Consider the following 17860-nt stretch of genomic DNA (forward strand, 5'->3'; position numbering starts at 1 on the left):
GATTTAAAGTTTTTCTTATTCAGAATTTCAAAGGTATTCGGGTAACCTATGCCCACTTTTTGTTAGTGACCCCTTATATCATTGATCTATTTGTTTTTTTGAGCTCAAAAGTCTTCTAATACTAATAGCTTTTGTTTGAAGTGACTTTAATTGATGTCTTTTTTTAATGTCAAAGACACAAAGTTGTATCGCTTTTTGATATTGCTCAAAAGCACTATTCAGGTCGCCCATTTTAGTGTAGTAATCTCCTTTTATTTCTAGGTTGATTGGATTGATTTGTAAATCCAAACTTTGATCAATCAGCTCAAGAGCATCTTGTAGGTTTTCATTTTTTAAAATTCTTTGTTTTGCAGACTCAGCATAAAAGAGCCACTCTGATTCATCGGAGAGTTTATCTTTTCTGCGTTCCTTGTCTTGCTTTGTTGTATCGTTTTTTGATGATAATGGAAAATCGGATTTAACGGGAGAGAATGAAAATAAAGAAACGATAAGAGGTAACAGTAACAGAAGTGAGACTCGGTGTTTCATGATGTTTTAAAGATGAGTGTTTAATTACAACACTATCTTTTATACCAAAAATCACTTAATATTATATAAGTTGCTCATAATTAGAGTTTTATATAGTATTGAGTGATTTAGTGAATGTACGTTAATGAACGTAATATTAAAATATGGACATCTATGAAGTAAATGTTCTAGTAATCAAGGACTTATTTTGATGTAAATGCATCCAATTGAGGTGTGTTTCTAATATCAACAGGTACTACAGTTGTTACACCTTGTTCGATCATGGTCACACCGTAGATGACATCAGTACTCGACATTGTTCTCTTGTTGTGAGTGACAATAATAAATTGAGAATTAGAAGAGAATTTGTTGATGATTCTATTGAATTTATCAACGTTGGCATCGTCCAATGGGGCATCGACCTCATCAAAAATACAGAATGGAGCTGGTTTGATAAGATAAATCGCAAATAATAATGCTGTTGCGGTTAGCGTCTTTTCTCCTCCTGATAATTGGTTGATTGTTAAAGGCCTCTTTCCTTTAGGTTGTGCCAAAATCTCAATTTTAGCATTAAGTGGATCACTATCATCCGCCAAGCGTAGATCGCAGTTATCTTCATCGGTAAACAATGATCTGAAGACTTCCATGAAGTTTTCACGGATCTGTACAAAGGCCTTCATGAACTTCTCTTGAGCTACAGCATCAATATCTTCAATAGTCTGTAATAATTGTTCTTTGGCTTTGTTGAGGTCTTCTCTTTGCCCTAAAATAAATGAGTTTCTTTCTTTGATTTCATTAAAAGCATCAATAGCTGTATGGTTAATAGCCCCTAGAGAACCTAACTTTCTTTTAGAGTCTTCACTGATTTGCTCCAATTCAGCAATGCCCATTTCTTTGTATGGATTTTCTTCTTCCTCCGCTTTTTCTTCATTTTCGGAAGGAACAGCATTAGGCTTGAAAAGTAGCATTTGTTCAATATCTACTTCAAACTCAACGGCAATTTTTTCTTTTACTGACGTTAAAGAAAGTCGTAATGCATTGATTCTCTCATTGGCTTTTAAAAGCTCTTGATCGATTTCCTCTTTGTGAACTTGTTTTAGTTTAATATCAACTTCTGTGTCAGAAATCAAATCTTTGGCGTCCTGATAAGCTTTTTCTGCTTCTTGAACACCACGTTCTATATTTTGTTTTTCTTCTTCAAGCTTTATAAGCTCTTGATCTCCCTCCTCATCCATAGAATCAGCACGCATTAGATCCTGCTCTACCTTTTCTATTTCTTCAATATTTTGATCTATTCTATTTTGAGCCTTTACCAACTCTTCATCTTTGAAATCAATCTCTTTTTTCAAACCATTATATTGGTTTTCCTGCTGCAGGAAATTGATATGAAGTTGATTGTATTTACTCGAAAATTCCGTTTTTTTATCTTTTTCAATCGTAAGATTTTCTTGCATTTCCTCTAACTGTTCTACCATATATTCCATGGCATAAGTTTCATCTTCCAGTTGGGGTTTTCCTTCGCTAATCGCGATTTCAGCGTCACCAATTCGTTCAAGAATTTCTTCTTTTTTATTGGCACTAGCCTCTAAGAATTTTGCAAACTCTTCCTTCTGCGTTTTAATCTTAATCAACTCTTGAGAAACGACTTGCAGATTATGTTGGGCACTTTCCAGTTCATGGGAGAAGTTAATTTGAAGTAAATCTTTGTGTAGAGCTTGTTTCTCTACTTTTTTAATGTGTATTTCTTCCGCTTCTTTTTCTAAAGCAGTGATTTCTTCGGTCAAGTTTTCAAGGTGTCTGATTCTACCTAAAGATTTACCTTCAAAAGAACCAATCGACCCACCAGTAATCGCTGACTTTCTACGAATGGCTTTACCATTTTTCGTAACCAAAATAACACTGTCATTTTTAGGAAGGTTATTTTGATTTCTATGAACGATGTATACCCCGTCTAATAGATAAGTAATTAATGAAGCATATTTATCATCAAAATCCACCACATCAATGGCACAAATAGCGTCTTCAATGGCTTTACGAGGAGAAGCTGAATACCCTTCAAACTTATCTAACAATAGGAAGTTGGCTTTCCCTTTTTTCATTTCCTCCAGAAGGTTTACCGCTCTCCAAGCCTCCTCTTCATTTTCAAGAACGAAGTAATTAAGATAAGGAGCAAGGTAGCCTTCAATTGCTACTCTGTAGTCATCTTCACAATGTAGCGTATCCGAAAGCATAGGTGCTTCCTTGGCCCAGTCTGTTTCCTGTTTGAGGTATTTGATCGCTTCTGGATATCCTTCCAAATTATCCACCAATGATTTTGTCAGAGCATGCTCATTGCGTTTAGCATCCAATGAACGAAGAATTTCAGAAGACCTATCTTTGATGGTTTCTAATTCCTCTCTACAGTCATGAATTTTCTGTTGGTGGAGGTCATGTTTTTCTTTTACTTCTTCAAATTGCATACTAGCACTGAGTCGTTCACCTTCTAAAGAAGCAAATTGCGTATCAAACTCCGCTAAACTTGAAGATTTCTCTGAAGATTCTACATGTGCTCTTTCTAACTCTTGTTTGAGTGCAGAAAGCTGTACTTCATTAATTTCAACCTTTTGTTTGAGTTGAAAAATGATAGATTGTTTATTTTTTACCTGTTGCTCAAACTCTTTCGTTCTGATTTCGAGTTCATCCGATTTCATTGTTTGAGCATCACGTTCTTGTTGTGTTTTTGATAATTCAGCTTCAGTCTCATTGACCATTCTTTCAATAGAACTCAACTGAATTTGCAAACTCTCAATGCCTTGTTGTGCTAAAGCTACCGCTTCACGATCAAGACTAGATTGTGTTGCTAGCGTTTGCTTTTTCTCTTCCAGAAAACGTTTTCTCTCCCCTTTGATTCTTTTTTCACTTTCTATCTGACGCATCTTTAAGATGTGCTCATTGAGTGTTTTTTGTCTAGAACCGAAAAGTGTTTCTTTATCAATGGATTCTTTTTTCTCTTTAGCAATTGAAGCTTCCAGTTCCTCAATGGTTTTAATAGTGAGGTTTCTTTCTTCATTTTTGGCAGTCATATTATCTGCCAGTTCGTTTAATTCTTTTGCTTGAGAATCTACTTTTTTGAGGGCTAATTGAATGCTAGACTCTTTGTAAGTCTTCTTAAGTTTGATGTAACGTTGCGCCTGCTTGGCTTGACGCTCCAACGAACGCATATTTTTTTCTACTTCAAATAGCAAATCGTCCACACGCTCTAAATCAGCATCGGTATCTTTAAGCTTTTTGAGGGTTTCTTTTTTACTTTTTTTGAATTTTGAAATTCCGGCAGCTTCTTCAAAGAGGGTTCTTCTGGCATTTTGGGTATCATTCAAGATTTCGTCAATCATCTTTAGCTCGATGATGGCATAACTATCGGAACCAATACCTGTGTCGAGAAAGAGACCGTGAATATCTTTTAAACGGCAGGGGACACCATTCAGTGAATATTCACCTTCACCTGATCGGTAAAAACGACGACCAATAGTCACCTCAGTATATTCTGTTGGGAGTAAGTTTTTATTATTGATAAAGGTAAGGTATACCTCTGCCATTTGTAATGGCCTCCTACTTTTGGTGCCATTAAAAATGATATTATCCATTTTTTCAGAGCGCAACGCTTTAGTACTTTGTTCACCAAGTACCCATCGAATCGCATCCACTACGTTGGATTTACCACTACCATTCGGCCCCACTACGGCCGTAATACCTTTGTCAAAGTTTAGTGTTACTTTTTCACCAAAACTTTTAAAACCTTTTATCTCTAATTTACTTAATAACATTATTTAGACCCCCGATCAAAAAATGAAGCAGAATGAGTATTTGACCACTCATAAAAAGTTTGCTAGATAGCAATTCTAGAATTTTGCCTAAGATAAATAAAATTTTAAAACTTCTAAGGGTAATACAGGGATCAATTGGGTAGAAAAAGTGATTTATTATCTTAAAATAATTCAATAAAAAAAGAGATACAGTTTGAAAAACCGTACCTCTATCTTTTGACTATTTGTAGTGGAATTCAGATTATTTTGAAAGGTCGAATTTCAATCCTAATTGAACTCTCGCATTATAGTATTCTGATTGCATAGTATATTGCTCTGATCCTTGGTAATATCTTAGTGGAGTGTTAAGCAAGTTATTTGCTTCAAGATAGAATCTCAATTGATCAGTGAATGCATAAGAAGCATTTGCATCTAAGAATAATTGTTGGTCATAGTATCTGTCTTTGAATGCCTCGTCACCCAATTCGTCGATGTAAGCAGCAGTATAGTTTAATGAAATTCTGAAGCTTACTTTTTTCGAATCAAATGAAAGCGATCCGTTTACTGTATGAGGGGCTGTACCTGGCAATGATAACTTTTCGTCTTCTCTTTCTTCAATTCCAAGGTCTTGGATTTCAGAAGCAGTGTAAGTATAGTTTGTGTAGATCCCTAAACCTTTTAATACACCTGGCAAGAAGTCTAATTGACGTTGGAAAGCTAATTCAAAACCTGTTAAAGTAGCTTTTGCACCATTACGAGGTTGAGAATAACGATCGTAAACGTTACCGCTTACAGGGTCAGTGTAGTTACGTGCTTGGTAGTTGTAGATGAAGTCATTTAATGTTTTGTGGAAAAGACCACCTGAAATGATACCTACAGATTTGAAGTAGTGCTCACCCATTAAATCAAGGTTCATTGAAGTTGTTGGTTTTAAACCAGGATTTCCTTCTGATAACTCATTATCTTCTCTGCTGATTTCACGGTAAGGTACTAAGTCAAAGTAACGAGGTCTTGCCAAAGTGTTAGTCCAAGCTGCTCTGATAATTGTATTTTCATTGATATTGTAACGAGCTTGAATTGATGGAAGAACGTTTGTATAGCTGTTTGTTCCTTCAATTGTTTTAGAAGCATCAGGATCAAAATCACCGTCTTCATTAAACTCAACTTGGTAGCCTGTGTAATCTACTTGTGTATTTTCAATTCTAGCACCTGCAATAAAGAACCATTTTGTTCCAAGACTTTGCTTCAACATAGCATAACCAGCAGTGATTTGCTCTTTTGCGTTGTAGTTACCTCCTAAGTACTCTTCAGGTAAGTCTGTTTTATCGAATAAAGCAGTATTGCTTAAGTCGTATTTTCCAAGAGCAGATGGATCTGTAAATTGACCACCTTTATATTGATCACCTGCTAAGAATGGATCTCTTGATTGATCTTTTGTAGGTTGAAGCGTCATGTTGTCAAATGGAGACTCATCAATTGGTTCAAACTCATTGTATCTGTTGTCTCTCATTTTTTCTTTTCCTCTGTAACGACCACCAATTTTGATGATACTTTTGTTACGAGTGTTATTCAATGGAATTTCTAAGTTGATTTTCGCATTTCTATCGATTTCCTCAGTGTATTGATATTCTTCAGTGATTTCTTTCAACCCAAAAGAAGCATAATCAGCACCAGCACCATTGTCAAGTACGTTTGGCTTTTCAGGATTCGAAAGATCTTGAGTTAATACTACGTCCTTTTGTCTCCAGCTGATATAACGTTCGTGAGGTCTTTCTTCAGAAGCTTTCGCAAGAGTACCTGACCAGTCTAACTTAAAGCGATTAGCGATCAAGTGCTCACCACCTAAAGTAACATTGTAAGTTCTTTGGTCTTCTAAACGAGTGTTTTTATTGTTTTTGTCATCTAAACCACCTTTAGTTTGTCTTCTGATTTCGGCTGTATAAGTTCCGTCATCGTTTGTTTCGATATCCTTGTATCTTAGGCGGTATCTATTTTCTCTGTCATCTCTGTGGTTGTAAATACCACTTACATAAATTTTAGAGTTAGTACCTAAAGCATAATCTAAAGTAGTCGAGAATGATCTTCTGATTCTGTGTACATCATAAGTTCTTACTTGGAAGTCAGTCATTTCAGGGTTAGACTCATTGTCCCATTCTGCTTCGATATTGTGAGAACCTAAGTTGTGATCAAAGTATGATCCACTTACAATTACACCTAATTTATCATTAAAGAAACGGTTACCAATAACAACTGCACCGTTGAACATTGCTTTTTCAGAAAGGAAGTTATAACCAGTACCTAAAGTACCTGATACACGTAAGTCGTTTGGAGCCGATCTTAATACTAAGTTAGCAGAACCACCAATTGCATCAGCATCCATATCTGGAGTTAATGTTTTAGAAACCTCTATAGATTGAACCATATCAGCAGGGATAAGGTCTAATTGTACCGCTCTAGTTTCTCCTTCAGCAGATGGAACTCTTTCTCCGTTGATGGTGATTGAACTTAAATCTGGAGATGTACCTCTAATCAAGCCAAATCGAGCTTCACCTTGGTCATATTGCATTGTGATACCAGGAACTCTTTTAAGAGCGTCACCCACATTTGAATCGGGGAACTTACCCACTTGATCAGCACTAATAACGTTCATAATATTATTAGCATTTTTTTGTTGACCTAGTGCTTTAGCCTGACCTTGAAGGTTAGTACCTAAGATGACCACTTCATCACCAAGAAGGATACTGCCTTTCATTTTTAATACTTTCAAGTCAGCTTCTTGACCTGATTTTAATTCTACACTTTGTTTTAAGGTTTCGAAACCTAAGTAAGAAATTTCTAATTCTTGTGTTCCTTCAGGTACATTTACTAAGATAAATTTACCAGATGCATCAGTCAATGAGCCAAGGTATTCATGGTTTATTACACGGACAGTAGCACCAATCAAAGGAAGGTCATTGTCATCCACAATAACTCCTGTAATAGATGAATTTTGAGCGTTAACATAAGTTGATAATAAGACTAAAGTAGTCATTACCAATAGCTTGAAAAAATGTTTCATGTTGTACTAGATTGAAAATTCGTTGATGGTGCAAAACAACAATCCAAATATTATTTAGGTATTGTTCATATATGAAGAATAGATGATTAAAGGAGGAGGAAGGAATGATGATTATGAAGAAATTATGACGTTTTTGAATTTCAATTCAACTCAATATGAAGTAAATAAAAAGCCACATTCATAGGAATATGGCTTTTATGCGGATAAAACATTCTAATTCAAAGAACTAGAATTCTTCAAAACTATTTCTGTAGTACGTATTGTAGGTACGTTCTCTTTATTTTTCTTTTGAAAAATGAGAAATTATCTCTAGTTTGCAGTTACACAGTTATTTAAGGTTACTCAAATATTTAAATTATCAGAATGAAGAAATTTGATGCATTTGACAAAAATGACAATTCTTCAATGAAGCCAACCAAAAATTCAAGCTACTTAGACAAACTAATGCTTGCCCAATTAGAAGTAGCAAAACAAAAGTTGTATCCTCAGTCTAGTAAGACAAAATGATTAACTCTCTTCATTGAAAAAAAATGCTTTATATCTAGGAAGGATATAAAGCATTTTTCATTTGTGTTAATGTATTGATTTACATTGGAGTAAGAATAAATTATAAAAGAGATTACGATGAAGTAGGTCTCCTAGTTCACTGTTGCTTTTATTCTTGTTTCAAAAACGATAGGATCAATGTATTCATTTACCCACGGAATACCTGAGTGCTTCTCTTTTGTGAAGTCAATCATTTCAGTGGTTTTATTATTCATCACTCCCTTGCGAAGGTTTTTGTAAGATTTTCCCTCTCTGATATAATTTAAAAATCCTGTTTCAAGAATAGTATTTGTAAAGCGATCTTCTTGGTTTATATATTGTCCATTGTCAACTACGATTTCGTAATTCATTGGAATATTGTCTTCAAATTTCATTTCATATTTTTCAACCTTGAAAGTATTATCTGGATAGAAAATATAATTCTGAACAAATAGACTCTCCTTAGTTTCATGAAACAATCCTTTATACAAAATAGCTTCTGTACTTTTTGATTTACCATTTACACTACCATCATTTTTTCTTAAAACATTGGAAAGTCTATGGAGTGTATTGAGGAGTAGTCTGGAATATAAACTGTTATTCATGAGTTTCTTTATTTAAACAATAATACAATGTGTTTCCCTGCTTTTGATATTTAAGTTCTACAAACAGGAGCTTTACATTTTTAGTAGTGGATTTAAGTATCAAAACACCTACTTGATTTAAAATTATTTAAATAAAAAAAGCTCATGAAGTGTATTCATGAGCCTTTTGAGATCTAATGTTTCGATTATAAATCAATCATTAGTTGAAGTAAATCTTATCACCAACTTTAGCGTCTGATTCTTTAGACATCTCATTTAATTTTTTCAATGCTTTTAGATCTATACCATATTTAATGGCGATAAAGTTGAGTGATTCTCCTTCGGCAAAGATGTGGTAAGAGACAGGGATAGAAGCTGGTAAAGGCTCAATATAATAGTGTCTGTCCTTCATCAACATATCTTTACCCTTGATATAATTGTATTTCTTTAATTTTCCTTTTGAAATAGTTCCTAAAGATTTTACGAGCTCTTTTTGTGTCATTTCTTCTTTAAGAATTACAGCTTTTACACCATTAACAATCGCAAAATCATATTTACTATCCTCACTTTCCATTTGAGTTGGTAACACAAATGGATAATCGTCTTTAATACTATCTGCATAGAATTGGAAAATAGAACGTGCAGCTCTTGTTTTCTTTGGCTTAGCATAAGGAGAAAGCTTTGCAACCATTTGATTGATTTCTGTAGGATTAGCTTCAATCATTACAGAGTAGACTTTATCCTCAGGGATATAGCTTCCTGACAGCCAAATGTTATTGGATGAAATAATGCTTAATGGTTGCCCCGTGAACTTAGAAACTTGTGATAGTGAATAACCATTGGTAGGCAACTCAATCAAAACAGTGTGCTCTTTGTCTTGTCCAACATTATCTTTGAATGCAAAATAGTGTGCTAAATAATGAAGAACATACGGGTGTGTGTTTTCATTAATCGTCACTTGAGAATAATAATTCAGTTTATTCTTTTTGATATAATTTTTAGCACCAGTCAATCCATCATGGTATGAGATCATGGCATAGAACCAGTTTCCAAGATAGTAATGACTTTTCGAAAGATAGTCAGCAGCACCAATACTCGCCGCTACCACATTTTTTCTTTCATCTATATTTCTATCGATCTTCATACCTCTTTCTTCAGCAGTGAAGTCTTTGAATTGCCAAAAACCTACAGCAGGGGGAGTAGCATTAGAAATGGCATTACCATCTAAAAGAGACTCTTGTAAGGCAAGGTACTTGAATTCTTCTGGTACACCTCTTGTTTTCAGCTCACGAGCAATAAAAGCAAAGTAGGTATTACATCTGTCTAAAAGAATATCATAGTGCTTTTGTGAACGAGTAAGACTATTGTACTTAACCATAATCTTGTCCATACCACCTTTAGTGACAACAACCTTTGAGCCCATTAATTTAAATGAACTTGGAATGTTTGCCTCCGGCTTGGCAAGTAGCGGTTGAGTAAAGAAAATACCCAAAAGGATAATACAAAATAGTTTTTTGCTTGTTTTCATAAACGAGTTAAGTCATTAATTTCGAAATAAAGATATTGCGAATTCTATTTAATTTCAAACAAAGTTTAAAGGAATGCTTTTTTGGTAATAAACAAGATAATAGTTAAAGCTTAAAAAATCACCTCTTTCGGCATAAAAAAAGGCCATTCTAATAAAAGAATGGCCTTAATTATTGGAATAAATCTATTGTTTCTTTTTCACTCTCGGTTTATTTTCATATCCAAAGAGATCATTTAATGACAATTCTTGAACTTCACCGTATTGTGCTAAAGTTTCCATGTTCAGTTTCTCACGATCACCCACCACACAAACATTGTAGTTATTACCTTTGATAAAGTCACTATGGAATTTCATCACATCATCAATGGTCATTGTTTTCATGGCTTCATAAACATCTTTACGAACATCATGATCGTTCCCTTTTTTCAATGCCGTCTCATAATTAAATAACACGCCGCTTTTTGTGATACGCTCACTTTCTAGCTTACTTAAGATTGCCTTTTTAGCGGCATCAAAAGATTGATCATTTTTAGGAGGATTTTCTAATAAATTTTTCATCCCTGCCATAGCTTCAGTCAATTTATCAGACTGAGTACCGATATAAGCTAAAGTATAATCGCTCTTATCTTTTTCTGATGCTACGCCATATTTACTAAATACTGAGTAGGCTAAACCTTGTGCTTCACGCATTTCTTGGAATACAATAGCGTTCATACTACCACCAAAATATTCGTTGAATAATGTAGCTGCCGCGATTCTTTTTGGATCATATTTCTCACCTTTTGCCAAGAAGATTACCTCAGCTTGAACCATGTCATAATGAGACCAATATACTTTTGGTTTGTCAACATCTTTAACATAGAATTTTTTAGCAGTAGGTACAGGTTGTAATGTTGAAGGAACTTTGTGTTCAGCATTCAATGTTTTTACTACTTGATCTAATGTCTCAGGTCCATAGTAAAGCACTCTGTGTTCCATTTTTGTTAATTGATGGATTCTAGAGATAAGCTCTTGTGGTTGGATGAGATCAAGTTCTTCATTGGATAACCCGTTAGTGACAGGGTTGTTATTGCCATAAAGACCATAATTCATTAAACCTGTAAACAAAATTGCACCTTTGTTTTTCTTTGTATCTTCTCTGTTTTTCTTTTCAATGGCAATCATGTTTTGAAGTACAGCTTCGTCTGCTTTTGCATTATTCAGAAGGTCTTCGAATAGTTTCATTGCAGGTACCATATTTTCAGTTAAACCATTCAATGAAACATAAACTTGATCAGAAGAGGTATTGACACTAAAGCTAGCTCCAAGTTTGTAGAACTCCTGCTTGATTTGAGCTGAAGTCAATTTATCAGTGCCTAAATATTCAAGATACTGAATAGCTGTACTTAAAGTAGGGTCAGTATCTTTTCCAATATCAATAATGTAATATAGGTTGAAAAGATCATTTTCAACATTTTTCTTGTAACGAACAGTAATATCACTGTTCATTTCCGCTTCTTGGATATCTTTTGAGTAATCCAAGAATAAAGGTTTCAATGCTTCAACTTTTTGTCCTTCAATTTTCTTAAAGAACTCAGACTTTTCACCTCTATTTAATTCTACTTTAGTAATCGAAGGCTTTTCAACTTTTTGTTTATTAGGATCTTCTCCAGAACGCTTGTATACGACTACATAATTGTCTTTGTAGTTTTCATTGGCAAATGCAACAATCTCTTCTTTTGTAATCGTCTGCATTTCCTCAATATCATCAATGTAGTTTTCCCAAGGAATATTTCTTGTAAATGCTTGTACAAATGCATCCGCACGAGCATTATTACTTTCGAGTTTCTTGATTTCAGATTTCTTGAAGTCATTTACAATAGCGTCAATCAACCAATCTTCAAAGTCACCTGCTTTCAACTTTTCAATTTCTTCTAAAAGTAAAGCTTGTGCTTCTTCTAATGTTTGGCCGTTTCTTGGAATAGCATATAAAGTGTGGATTGTGTAATCATTGAACGGGTATACAAAGCTACTTGCGTTCAATACCTTTTGTTGTTGATTTAAATCCAAATCAATTAATCCAGCACTACTGTTGGCCAAGATCATATCACAAAGTTGCTCTTTTAAAAGATCTCTTGAGTTGGTTTTTAAACCTGGCATTCTGTAGCCCATAAATACCATGGCAGTTTGTGGACCGAACACTTCTTTTTTAATAGGAGCCGTGATAGGTTTTTCTTCTTTATAATTAAATTCAGGAATATCGCTTGCTTCCCAAGAACCGAAGTATTTATCTATTAGTTTAATGGTTTTATCAGGATCTAAATCTCCACTTAAACAGATGGCAACATTATTAGGTCTATAATAATTATTGAAATACTTTTTAATTTCTGTGATTGAAGGGTTCTTTAAGTGATCAATCGTACCGATTACAGTTTGTGTACCATAAGGGTGGTTAGGGAACATAGATGAGAACATCGCCTCAAATACTTTGCGTTGATCATTATCTAAAGCTCGGTTTTTTTCTTCGTATACAGCTTCTAATTCTGTATGGAATAAACGAGGAACAATTTCTCTAAAACGATCAGATTCGATCTCTAACCAACGATTAAGCTCATTGGCAGGAATATCATTTACATATACTGTACGGTCTTCTGTAGTATAAGCATTTGTTCCTTTGGCCCCAATCATTCCGATCATACGATCATATTCGTTGGCAATAGAGAATTTAGAGGCATCATTAGACACTTGGTCAATTTGGGCATAGTATGCTGTTCTCTCTTCAGGATCTGACAATGTTCTATAGTGTTCGAACATATTCTCAATACTATCAAGATAAACGGATTCTTGTGCCCAATCCTTTGTACCAAAGTGAGACGTCCCTTTGAACATGATATGCTCTAAATAGTGAGCAAGACCTGTAGAGGTCGCTGGATCATTTTTACCACCAGCTTTAACAGCGATGTAAGTTTGAATTCTTGGAGCATCTTTGTATTCTGATAAATACACTTTTAATCCATTATCAAGTGTATAAATCCTAGTTTTAAGTGGGTCATTCTTTACCGTTTTATAGGGGAAAGATTTGTCTTTAATACCCGTAGATGATGCATTAAAGCTACCAAATAAAAGTGCACCTCCTAAAAGTGCTGTCTTAATGACATTCGTATAAGTCATGCTTAGTTAATTTATGAATATAATTGACTTGAGAAGTTATATTTTACAACCTGTGTTATTTGACACTACTTGATAATTGGTTAGGCGTAAAATTATCTTTACGTTAAATTACTGAAAATTATTTAATACTTTAAAATTGGCTTGAAAAAACCTTGGTGCTGATTATTATTTATTATTTGATAAGTATCAAAAGATCATTTGAGAAGGATTCATAATGTTTGATACGTTCGTTGTTATATAGTTTTTAATCGGTAAATTATCGAATGTTTTAAGTAAACTACAAGTACTAACATATGGAATCAACTTCTCATTCAGTAATGATGTATCCGCCAGGAAATCAGTCATTACACTATCTATCCAAACTAAAAAATATCATTGCCGCTACAAACTACATGGGCTTATATGGTATTACTTTAAAAACTGCAACTGGAAACACCATCATTGATGTTGACGGTAATCACTATTTAGACTGTTTAACAGGAGCATCAGTAAACATTATCGGGTATGATTATAAACAGCCTGCTTATGAATATTTAGAGCAAAGTTTAAAAATTCAACATACCTGTTTTACTTATTCACCTCATCCCAAAGTAATTGAATTTTCGGAGTTATTACTCTCAATCACACCTGGAGGAGAGGATAGAAGGGTAATTCTTGGCCTGTCCGGTTCTGATGCCAATGATGCGGCAATCAAAGTAATTCGTTCTAAAAGGCCTCAAAAAAAGATCCTTCATTTTGTCAATAGCTATCATGGAACTACAGGTTTTTCTCAACAGGTTTCTCATTTTAAAGATTTCAATGATAACCTGTATTCAGAAAGTAATGAATATATAGGTTTACGTTATCCAAAAAATCAAAATCAAGAGAAAGACACTTTAGCAACTATTGAGAAATTGTTTATTAGTCATGAAATAGGAGCCGTCATTTTAGAACCAATCCAAGGAGATGCAGGAATATTTGTGTTATCCGATTTTTTCATAAAATCACTTTATGATTTGACAAGACAATACAATGTTATTTTTTCAGTAGATGAAGTGCAGTCAGGTATGGGCCGCACCGGAAAATGGTGGGCTATTGACCATTTCAATATCGTCCCTGATATAATGGTGGTTGGTAAGAGCTTAGGAGGAGGTTATGCTCCACTTTCAGCGGCTATTATCAAACATGATCTTCTTGATGAAATGGTACCCGGTCAACATGTACTTACTTTGGCAGGGCATCCTCCGACTTGTGCTGCATCGATGGCGGTGATTCATCATATCTTGAAGCAAAACTTAATCGAAAGTGCCATCATGAAAGGAGAAGCCATCTTGGAGCACCTGACGTGGCAACTTCAAAAGTATCCTTTTATCAAAGAAATAAGGGGAAAAGGGTTGATGATCGGCATTGAGCTTGATGTTTCAAAAGATGAACTTATCACAAAGAAGATGGCTTTCAGATGTGTTGAACTAGGGTTGTATGTAGGCTATTATGGAGAAGCAAACAATGTTATAAGAATTCAACCACCTTTGACGATTTCAAATCATGAAGTAAGCTTTTTACTCTCCACCATTGAACAGGTGTGCTTGGAGTATAATGAGGGTAAATTTCCTGACAGAATCAACCAAAAAGTTAAATCATTTTCAATTGGACTATAACAAATACTATGGACTTTCTAAACAAAATTAATTACTTCTACGTGCCCAAAAGAAAAACCACTTATGAAGAATTTACCGAAAACGCATTTACAGGCGATCTATTTTTTATGCATGGCACTTATAAGGTAAGCCGTATTTCTGAGATAGTACAACGTTCATTATGGTCGCACTCCTCTATTATTATAAGACGGGAAGATGTAGAGGGATTATTGCCATTAGTAGATCATGATGACCCGTTGCTTTTGTGGGAATCAAACCTTAGAACTCCTGTTATTGACCTTTTAACGGGGGTGACTAAAAGTGGACCTACTTTGGTGAGTTTGAAAGATAGATTGGTGTACAATTACAAAATGAAATACGATACTAAATTTGCTTACAGGCCTTTGTATACTGAACGTGACTTCCAATTTTACCAAGACCTATCTACTTCTGTATTGAGTATGCATGGCGGTGATTTTTGTAAACCTGTCAGCCGGTATATCACTAATTTTAAAAAGGGAAGGTTGGAGAATATCGAAATAAAAGATAACACCTACTTCTGTAGTCAAATTGTTGCCCAATCTTATATAGATACTGGCCTATTGACTGATTATTATCCAGCCAACAGTTATGCTCCGATTGATTTTACACCTCGGAGAAGCACCCTTTTAAAGAAGAGGTCCTTTTTAGGTGATGAATATCGTTTGGATATCAATAAAAAGAATATCAAGATAATTGAAGCCGCTCCCTATCAGTTGAGACATTGTAATAGTTAAGAATAGGTCTTTTTAAAATAAAAACAGCTATGTAATTGGATCAATTACATAGCTGTTCTTTGATGATGAAGTGACTAGAATGTGGCATCATCATAATACTCGTATTGAATGTTTTTAGTGTAGACAGTTTCTTCTATCGCTCCAGTGTGATGATTCTTATTATAATAGGTAACCGTGTTTTCTGCTGAAATAGGATAACCATTTTTATAATTGTAACGATAAGTGGTCAAACTAAAAAGGTGGTCATCTTTCTTAAATTTTCGCTCTTCTCTTAATACGTTTCCCATTTTTTTTCGATTTTCAGGTTGATGTGAGTAAGTTGAAGCGATTAGTGATTTTTGATCATCTAATATACTTGTTGAAATGAGAGGGTCATCATCTATTGTTTCACCTTCTTTGAAGTTATAACTATACCATATTGAACTTCCATTTCCATCAGTAAATTCACATTCAAAAAGATATTCTAGTGTACCATCTTCATAGTATTTCTCCTGTTTATTGTATCCAAAGGTCGGATGCTTTGTGTAAATGAAAACCTCATCATCCTCAAGAGAAGGATCGGTATAATTTCTTTCTATTTTATACTTGTTTTCTGATACCTTACTATAAATTCTAGTCAGCGTAAGCATATCGTCAGCATTATACGTCCTTTGATAAATAGAATCATTGGAATAGGTATACAAAATATATGAATTGATGGAAGACTCACGATAAAAGTTTGCTCTCGCAATTAATCCTTCGTCGTTATAACTGTAATCTCTTCTGAGTTCGCCATCTTCATAATAGGCTTTAAGTTTTTGATCATTGGTTGAAACTTCGTCTGTTGAGCATGAAAAAATGAATAGTACTGAAAATAAGATTAAAAAATTTGTTTTTAGCATAATCGATAAATAAGTCTAGTTGAATACAAGCTAAAGGTCAATACTTCGAAGTTTAGATCAAAGAAATACAGATGTTATTTTGATACTATCTTATATAACACTTTTCAAATCAAATTTTTAATAGTTATTAATACTGTCTTCGGTCATTTTTATTAGCTTGTAAGAATGATATACTTGCAGTTCACAATCGAACTGCTGAATACTAAAACAGATGATCTATTTCGAATTATTTTACAGCTTTTTCAAAATTGGGTTATTTACCTTCGGTGGAGGGTATGCAATGATTCCTCTTTTGGAAAAAGAATTAATAGAAAACAAAAAATGGTTGACAAATGATGAATTGTTAGAAATCATGTCAATCGCACAAATGACTCCTGGTACAATTGCGATCAATGCAGCTACATTTGTAGGGTACAGAGAAAAAGGCTTTTTAGGAGGTTTGTTTACGACTGCTGGAGTGATTGCTCCATCTTACTTGGTAATCACAATCATCTACCATCTTTTCTCACATAGTTTTGAACATCCTATTGCTCAAAAAGCATTTATGGGAGCAAGAGCTTGTATTGTTGCCTTAATAGGACATTCAGTATGGAAAATGTTCAAAGGAAGCGTCACTGATAAATATGGCTTAGGTATTTTTATTATTGCTTGTGTCTTATTGTTTGCTTTTAATATTCATCCCATTCTATTAATTGTGACAGGTGCGGTATTAGGACTAGCCTTGTATGTATTTTTTCCAAAACAACTCAAAGATTTATTAAAATAATATGGAAGCGTTTTCATTAGAAGCATTAAAAGTATATGCTGAATTATATTTAGTATTCTGTAAAATTGGATTTTTCAGTTTTGGAGGAGGTCTAGCTATGGTACCACTTTTTGTGGTAGAATTTCAAAAACAAGGCTGGATGACAGCAGATCAGTTTTTTGATGTTCTATCATTAGCACAAATGACTCCGGGGGCTATTGCCGTAAACTCTGCCACTTTTGTAGGTAATGAAGCAGGAATGGCTGTTGGTGGAAGATTAGGAGGGATTATTGGTGGTGTTTTTGCCACGGCAGGTCTAGCAACTCCTTCTGTAGTTTGTATTATTGCTTTATCAGAGATTCTAAAGAAATTAAAAACCAATAAATTTAAGCAAGCTTTCTTCTTTGGGATAAAGCCAGTTACTATTGCATTGATCTTGTTTGCAGGTTGGAAAATCGCCGAAACCACTTTCTTTGAGGAAGGTTTTTCAGAGATACATTGGACAAGTATCATTCTCTGTTTGATCGTAGGGGTTGTTCTTAAGTTTTATGAGAAGAAAGTGCACCCAATAGCTTTAATTATCGTGTGCTCTGTTATCGGAATTTTTATCTTCTAACTATCCAATAACTTGAATTTAACGTAGCAAAGCAGCGGTCTAGTTTTTATATTCGCAACAGCTTAAACTCAATTATCATCAGACTACAAACA

Annotated in this window: 11 protein-coding genes; 4 read left to right on the top strand and 7 right to left on the bottom strand. The window is 34.4% G+C overall.

Going from position 1 to position 17860, the window contains the following annotated elements:
- Positions 1-78: 78 nt before the first annotated feature.
- The 6 genes from IC221_RS20255 to IC221_RS20280 form a co-directional block, all read right to left on the bottom strand.
- Complete coding sequence (locus tag IC221_RS20255) at positions 79-528, bottom strand: hypothetical protein (RefSeq protein ID WP_044201344.1); 450 nt, start codon at positions 526-528, stop codon at positions 79-81.
- Positions 529-710: 182 nt separating this feature from the next.
- Positions 711-4310, bottom strand: a complete 3600-nt coding sequence (gene smc / locus IC221_RS20260; protein WP_188170706.1) for a chromosome segregation protein SMC — start codon at positions 4308-4310, stop codon at positions 711-713.
- A gap of 241 nt (positions 4311-4551) precedes the next feature.
- The gene (locus IC221_RS20265) at positions 4552-7347 is read right to left on the bottom strand and encodes a TonB-dependent receptor (protein ID WP_188170707.1); all 2796 of its coding nucleotides are present in this window, start codon (positions 7345-7347) and stop codon (positions 4552-4554) included.
- 638 nt (positions 7348-7985) lie between these two features.
- Positions 7986-8477 carry a hypothetical protein gene (locus tag IC221_RS20270; protein ID WP_188170708.1) on the bottom strand — a complete coding sequence of 164 codons (492 nt, stop codon included), beginning with the start codon at positions 8475-8477 and terminating at the stop codon, positions 7986-7988.
- A gap of 199 nt (positions 8478-8676) precedes the next feature.
- Positions 8677-9984: a transglycosylase SLT domain-containing protein gene (locus IC221_RS20275; RefSeq protein WP_188170709.1), complete on the bottom strand. Its 1308-nt coding sequence runs from the start codon at positions 9982-9984 to the stop codon at positions 8677-8679.
- Between the two features lie 183 nt (positions 9985-10167).
- On the bottom strand, positions 10168-13134 hold the full coding sequence (locus IC221_RS20280; protein ID WP_188170710.1) for a pitrilysin family protein: 2967 nt from the start codon (positions 13132-13134) through the stop codon (positions 10168-10170).
- Between the two features lie 293 nt (positions 13135-13427).
- On the opposite strand from IC221_RS20280, the gene IC221_RS20285 reads away from it, so the two are divergent.
- Together IC221_RS20285 and IC221_RS20290 are read left to right on the top strand one after the other, a co-directional pair.
- A complete protein-coding gene (locus tag IC221_RS20285) occupies positions 13428-14771 on the top strand; it encodes an aspartate aminotransferase family protein (protein ID WP_188170711.1) in 1344 nt (447 codons plus the stop codon).
- Positions 14772-14779: 8 nt separating this feature from the next.
- Complete coding sequence (locus IC221_RS20290; protein WP_188170712.1) at positions 14780-15526, top strand: hypothetical protein; 747 nt, start codon at positions 14780-14782, stop codon at positions 15524-15526.
- Between the two features lie 74 nt (positions 15527-15600).
- On the opposite strand, the gene IC221_RS20295 is transcribed toward IC221_RS20290, so the two are convergent.
- Positions 15601-16407, bottom strand: coding sequence for a hypothetical protein (locus IC221_RS20295; RefSeq protein ID WP_188170713.1), 807 nt, complete (start codon positions 16405-16407; stop codon positions 15601-15603).
- 211 nt (positions 16408-16618) lie between these two features.
- On the opposite strand from IC221_RS20295, the gene IC221_RS20300 reads away from it, so the two are divergent.
- Complete coding sequence (locus IC221_RS20300; protein WP_044201353.1) at positions 16619-17173, top strand: chromate transporter; 555 nt, start codon at positions 16619-16621, stop codon at positions 17171-17173.
- 1 nt (position 17174) lies between these two features.
- The gene (locus tag IC221_RS20305) at positions 17175-17768 is read left to right on the top strand and encodes a chromate transporter (protein WP_188170714.1); all 594 of its coding nucleotides are present in this window, start codon (positions 17175-17177) and stop codon (positions 17766-17768) included.
- Positions 17769-17860: the final 92 nt, after the last annotated feature.

The sequence above is a fragment of the Flammeovirga sp. EKP202 genome, assembly GCF_014534745.1.
Classification (GTDB): Bacteria; Bacteroidota; Bacteroidia; order Cytophagales; family Flammeovirgaceae; genus Flammeovirga.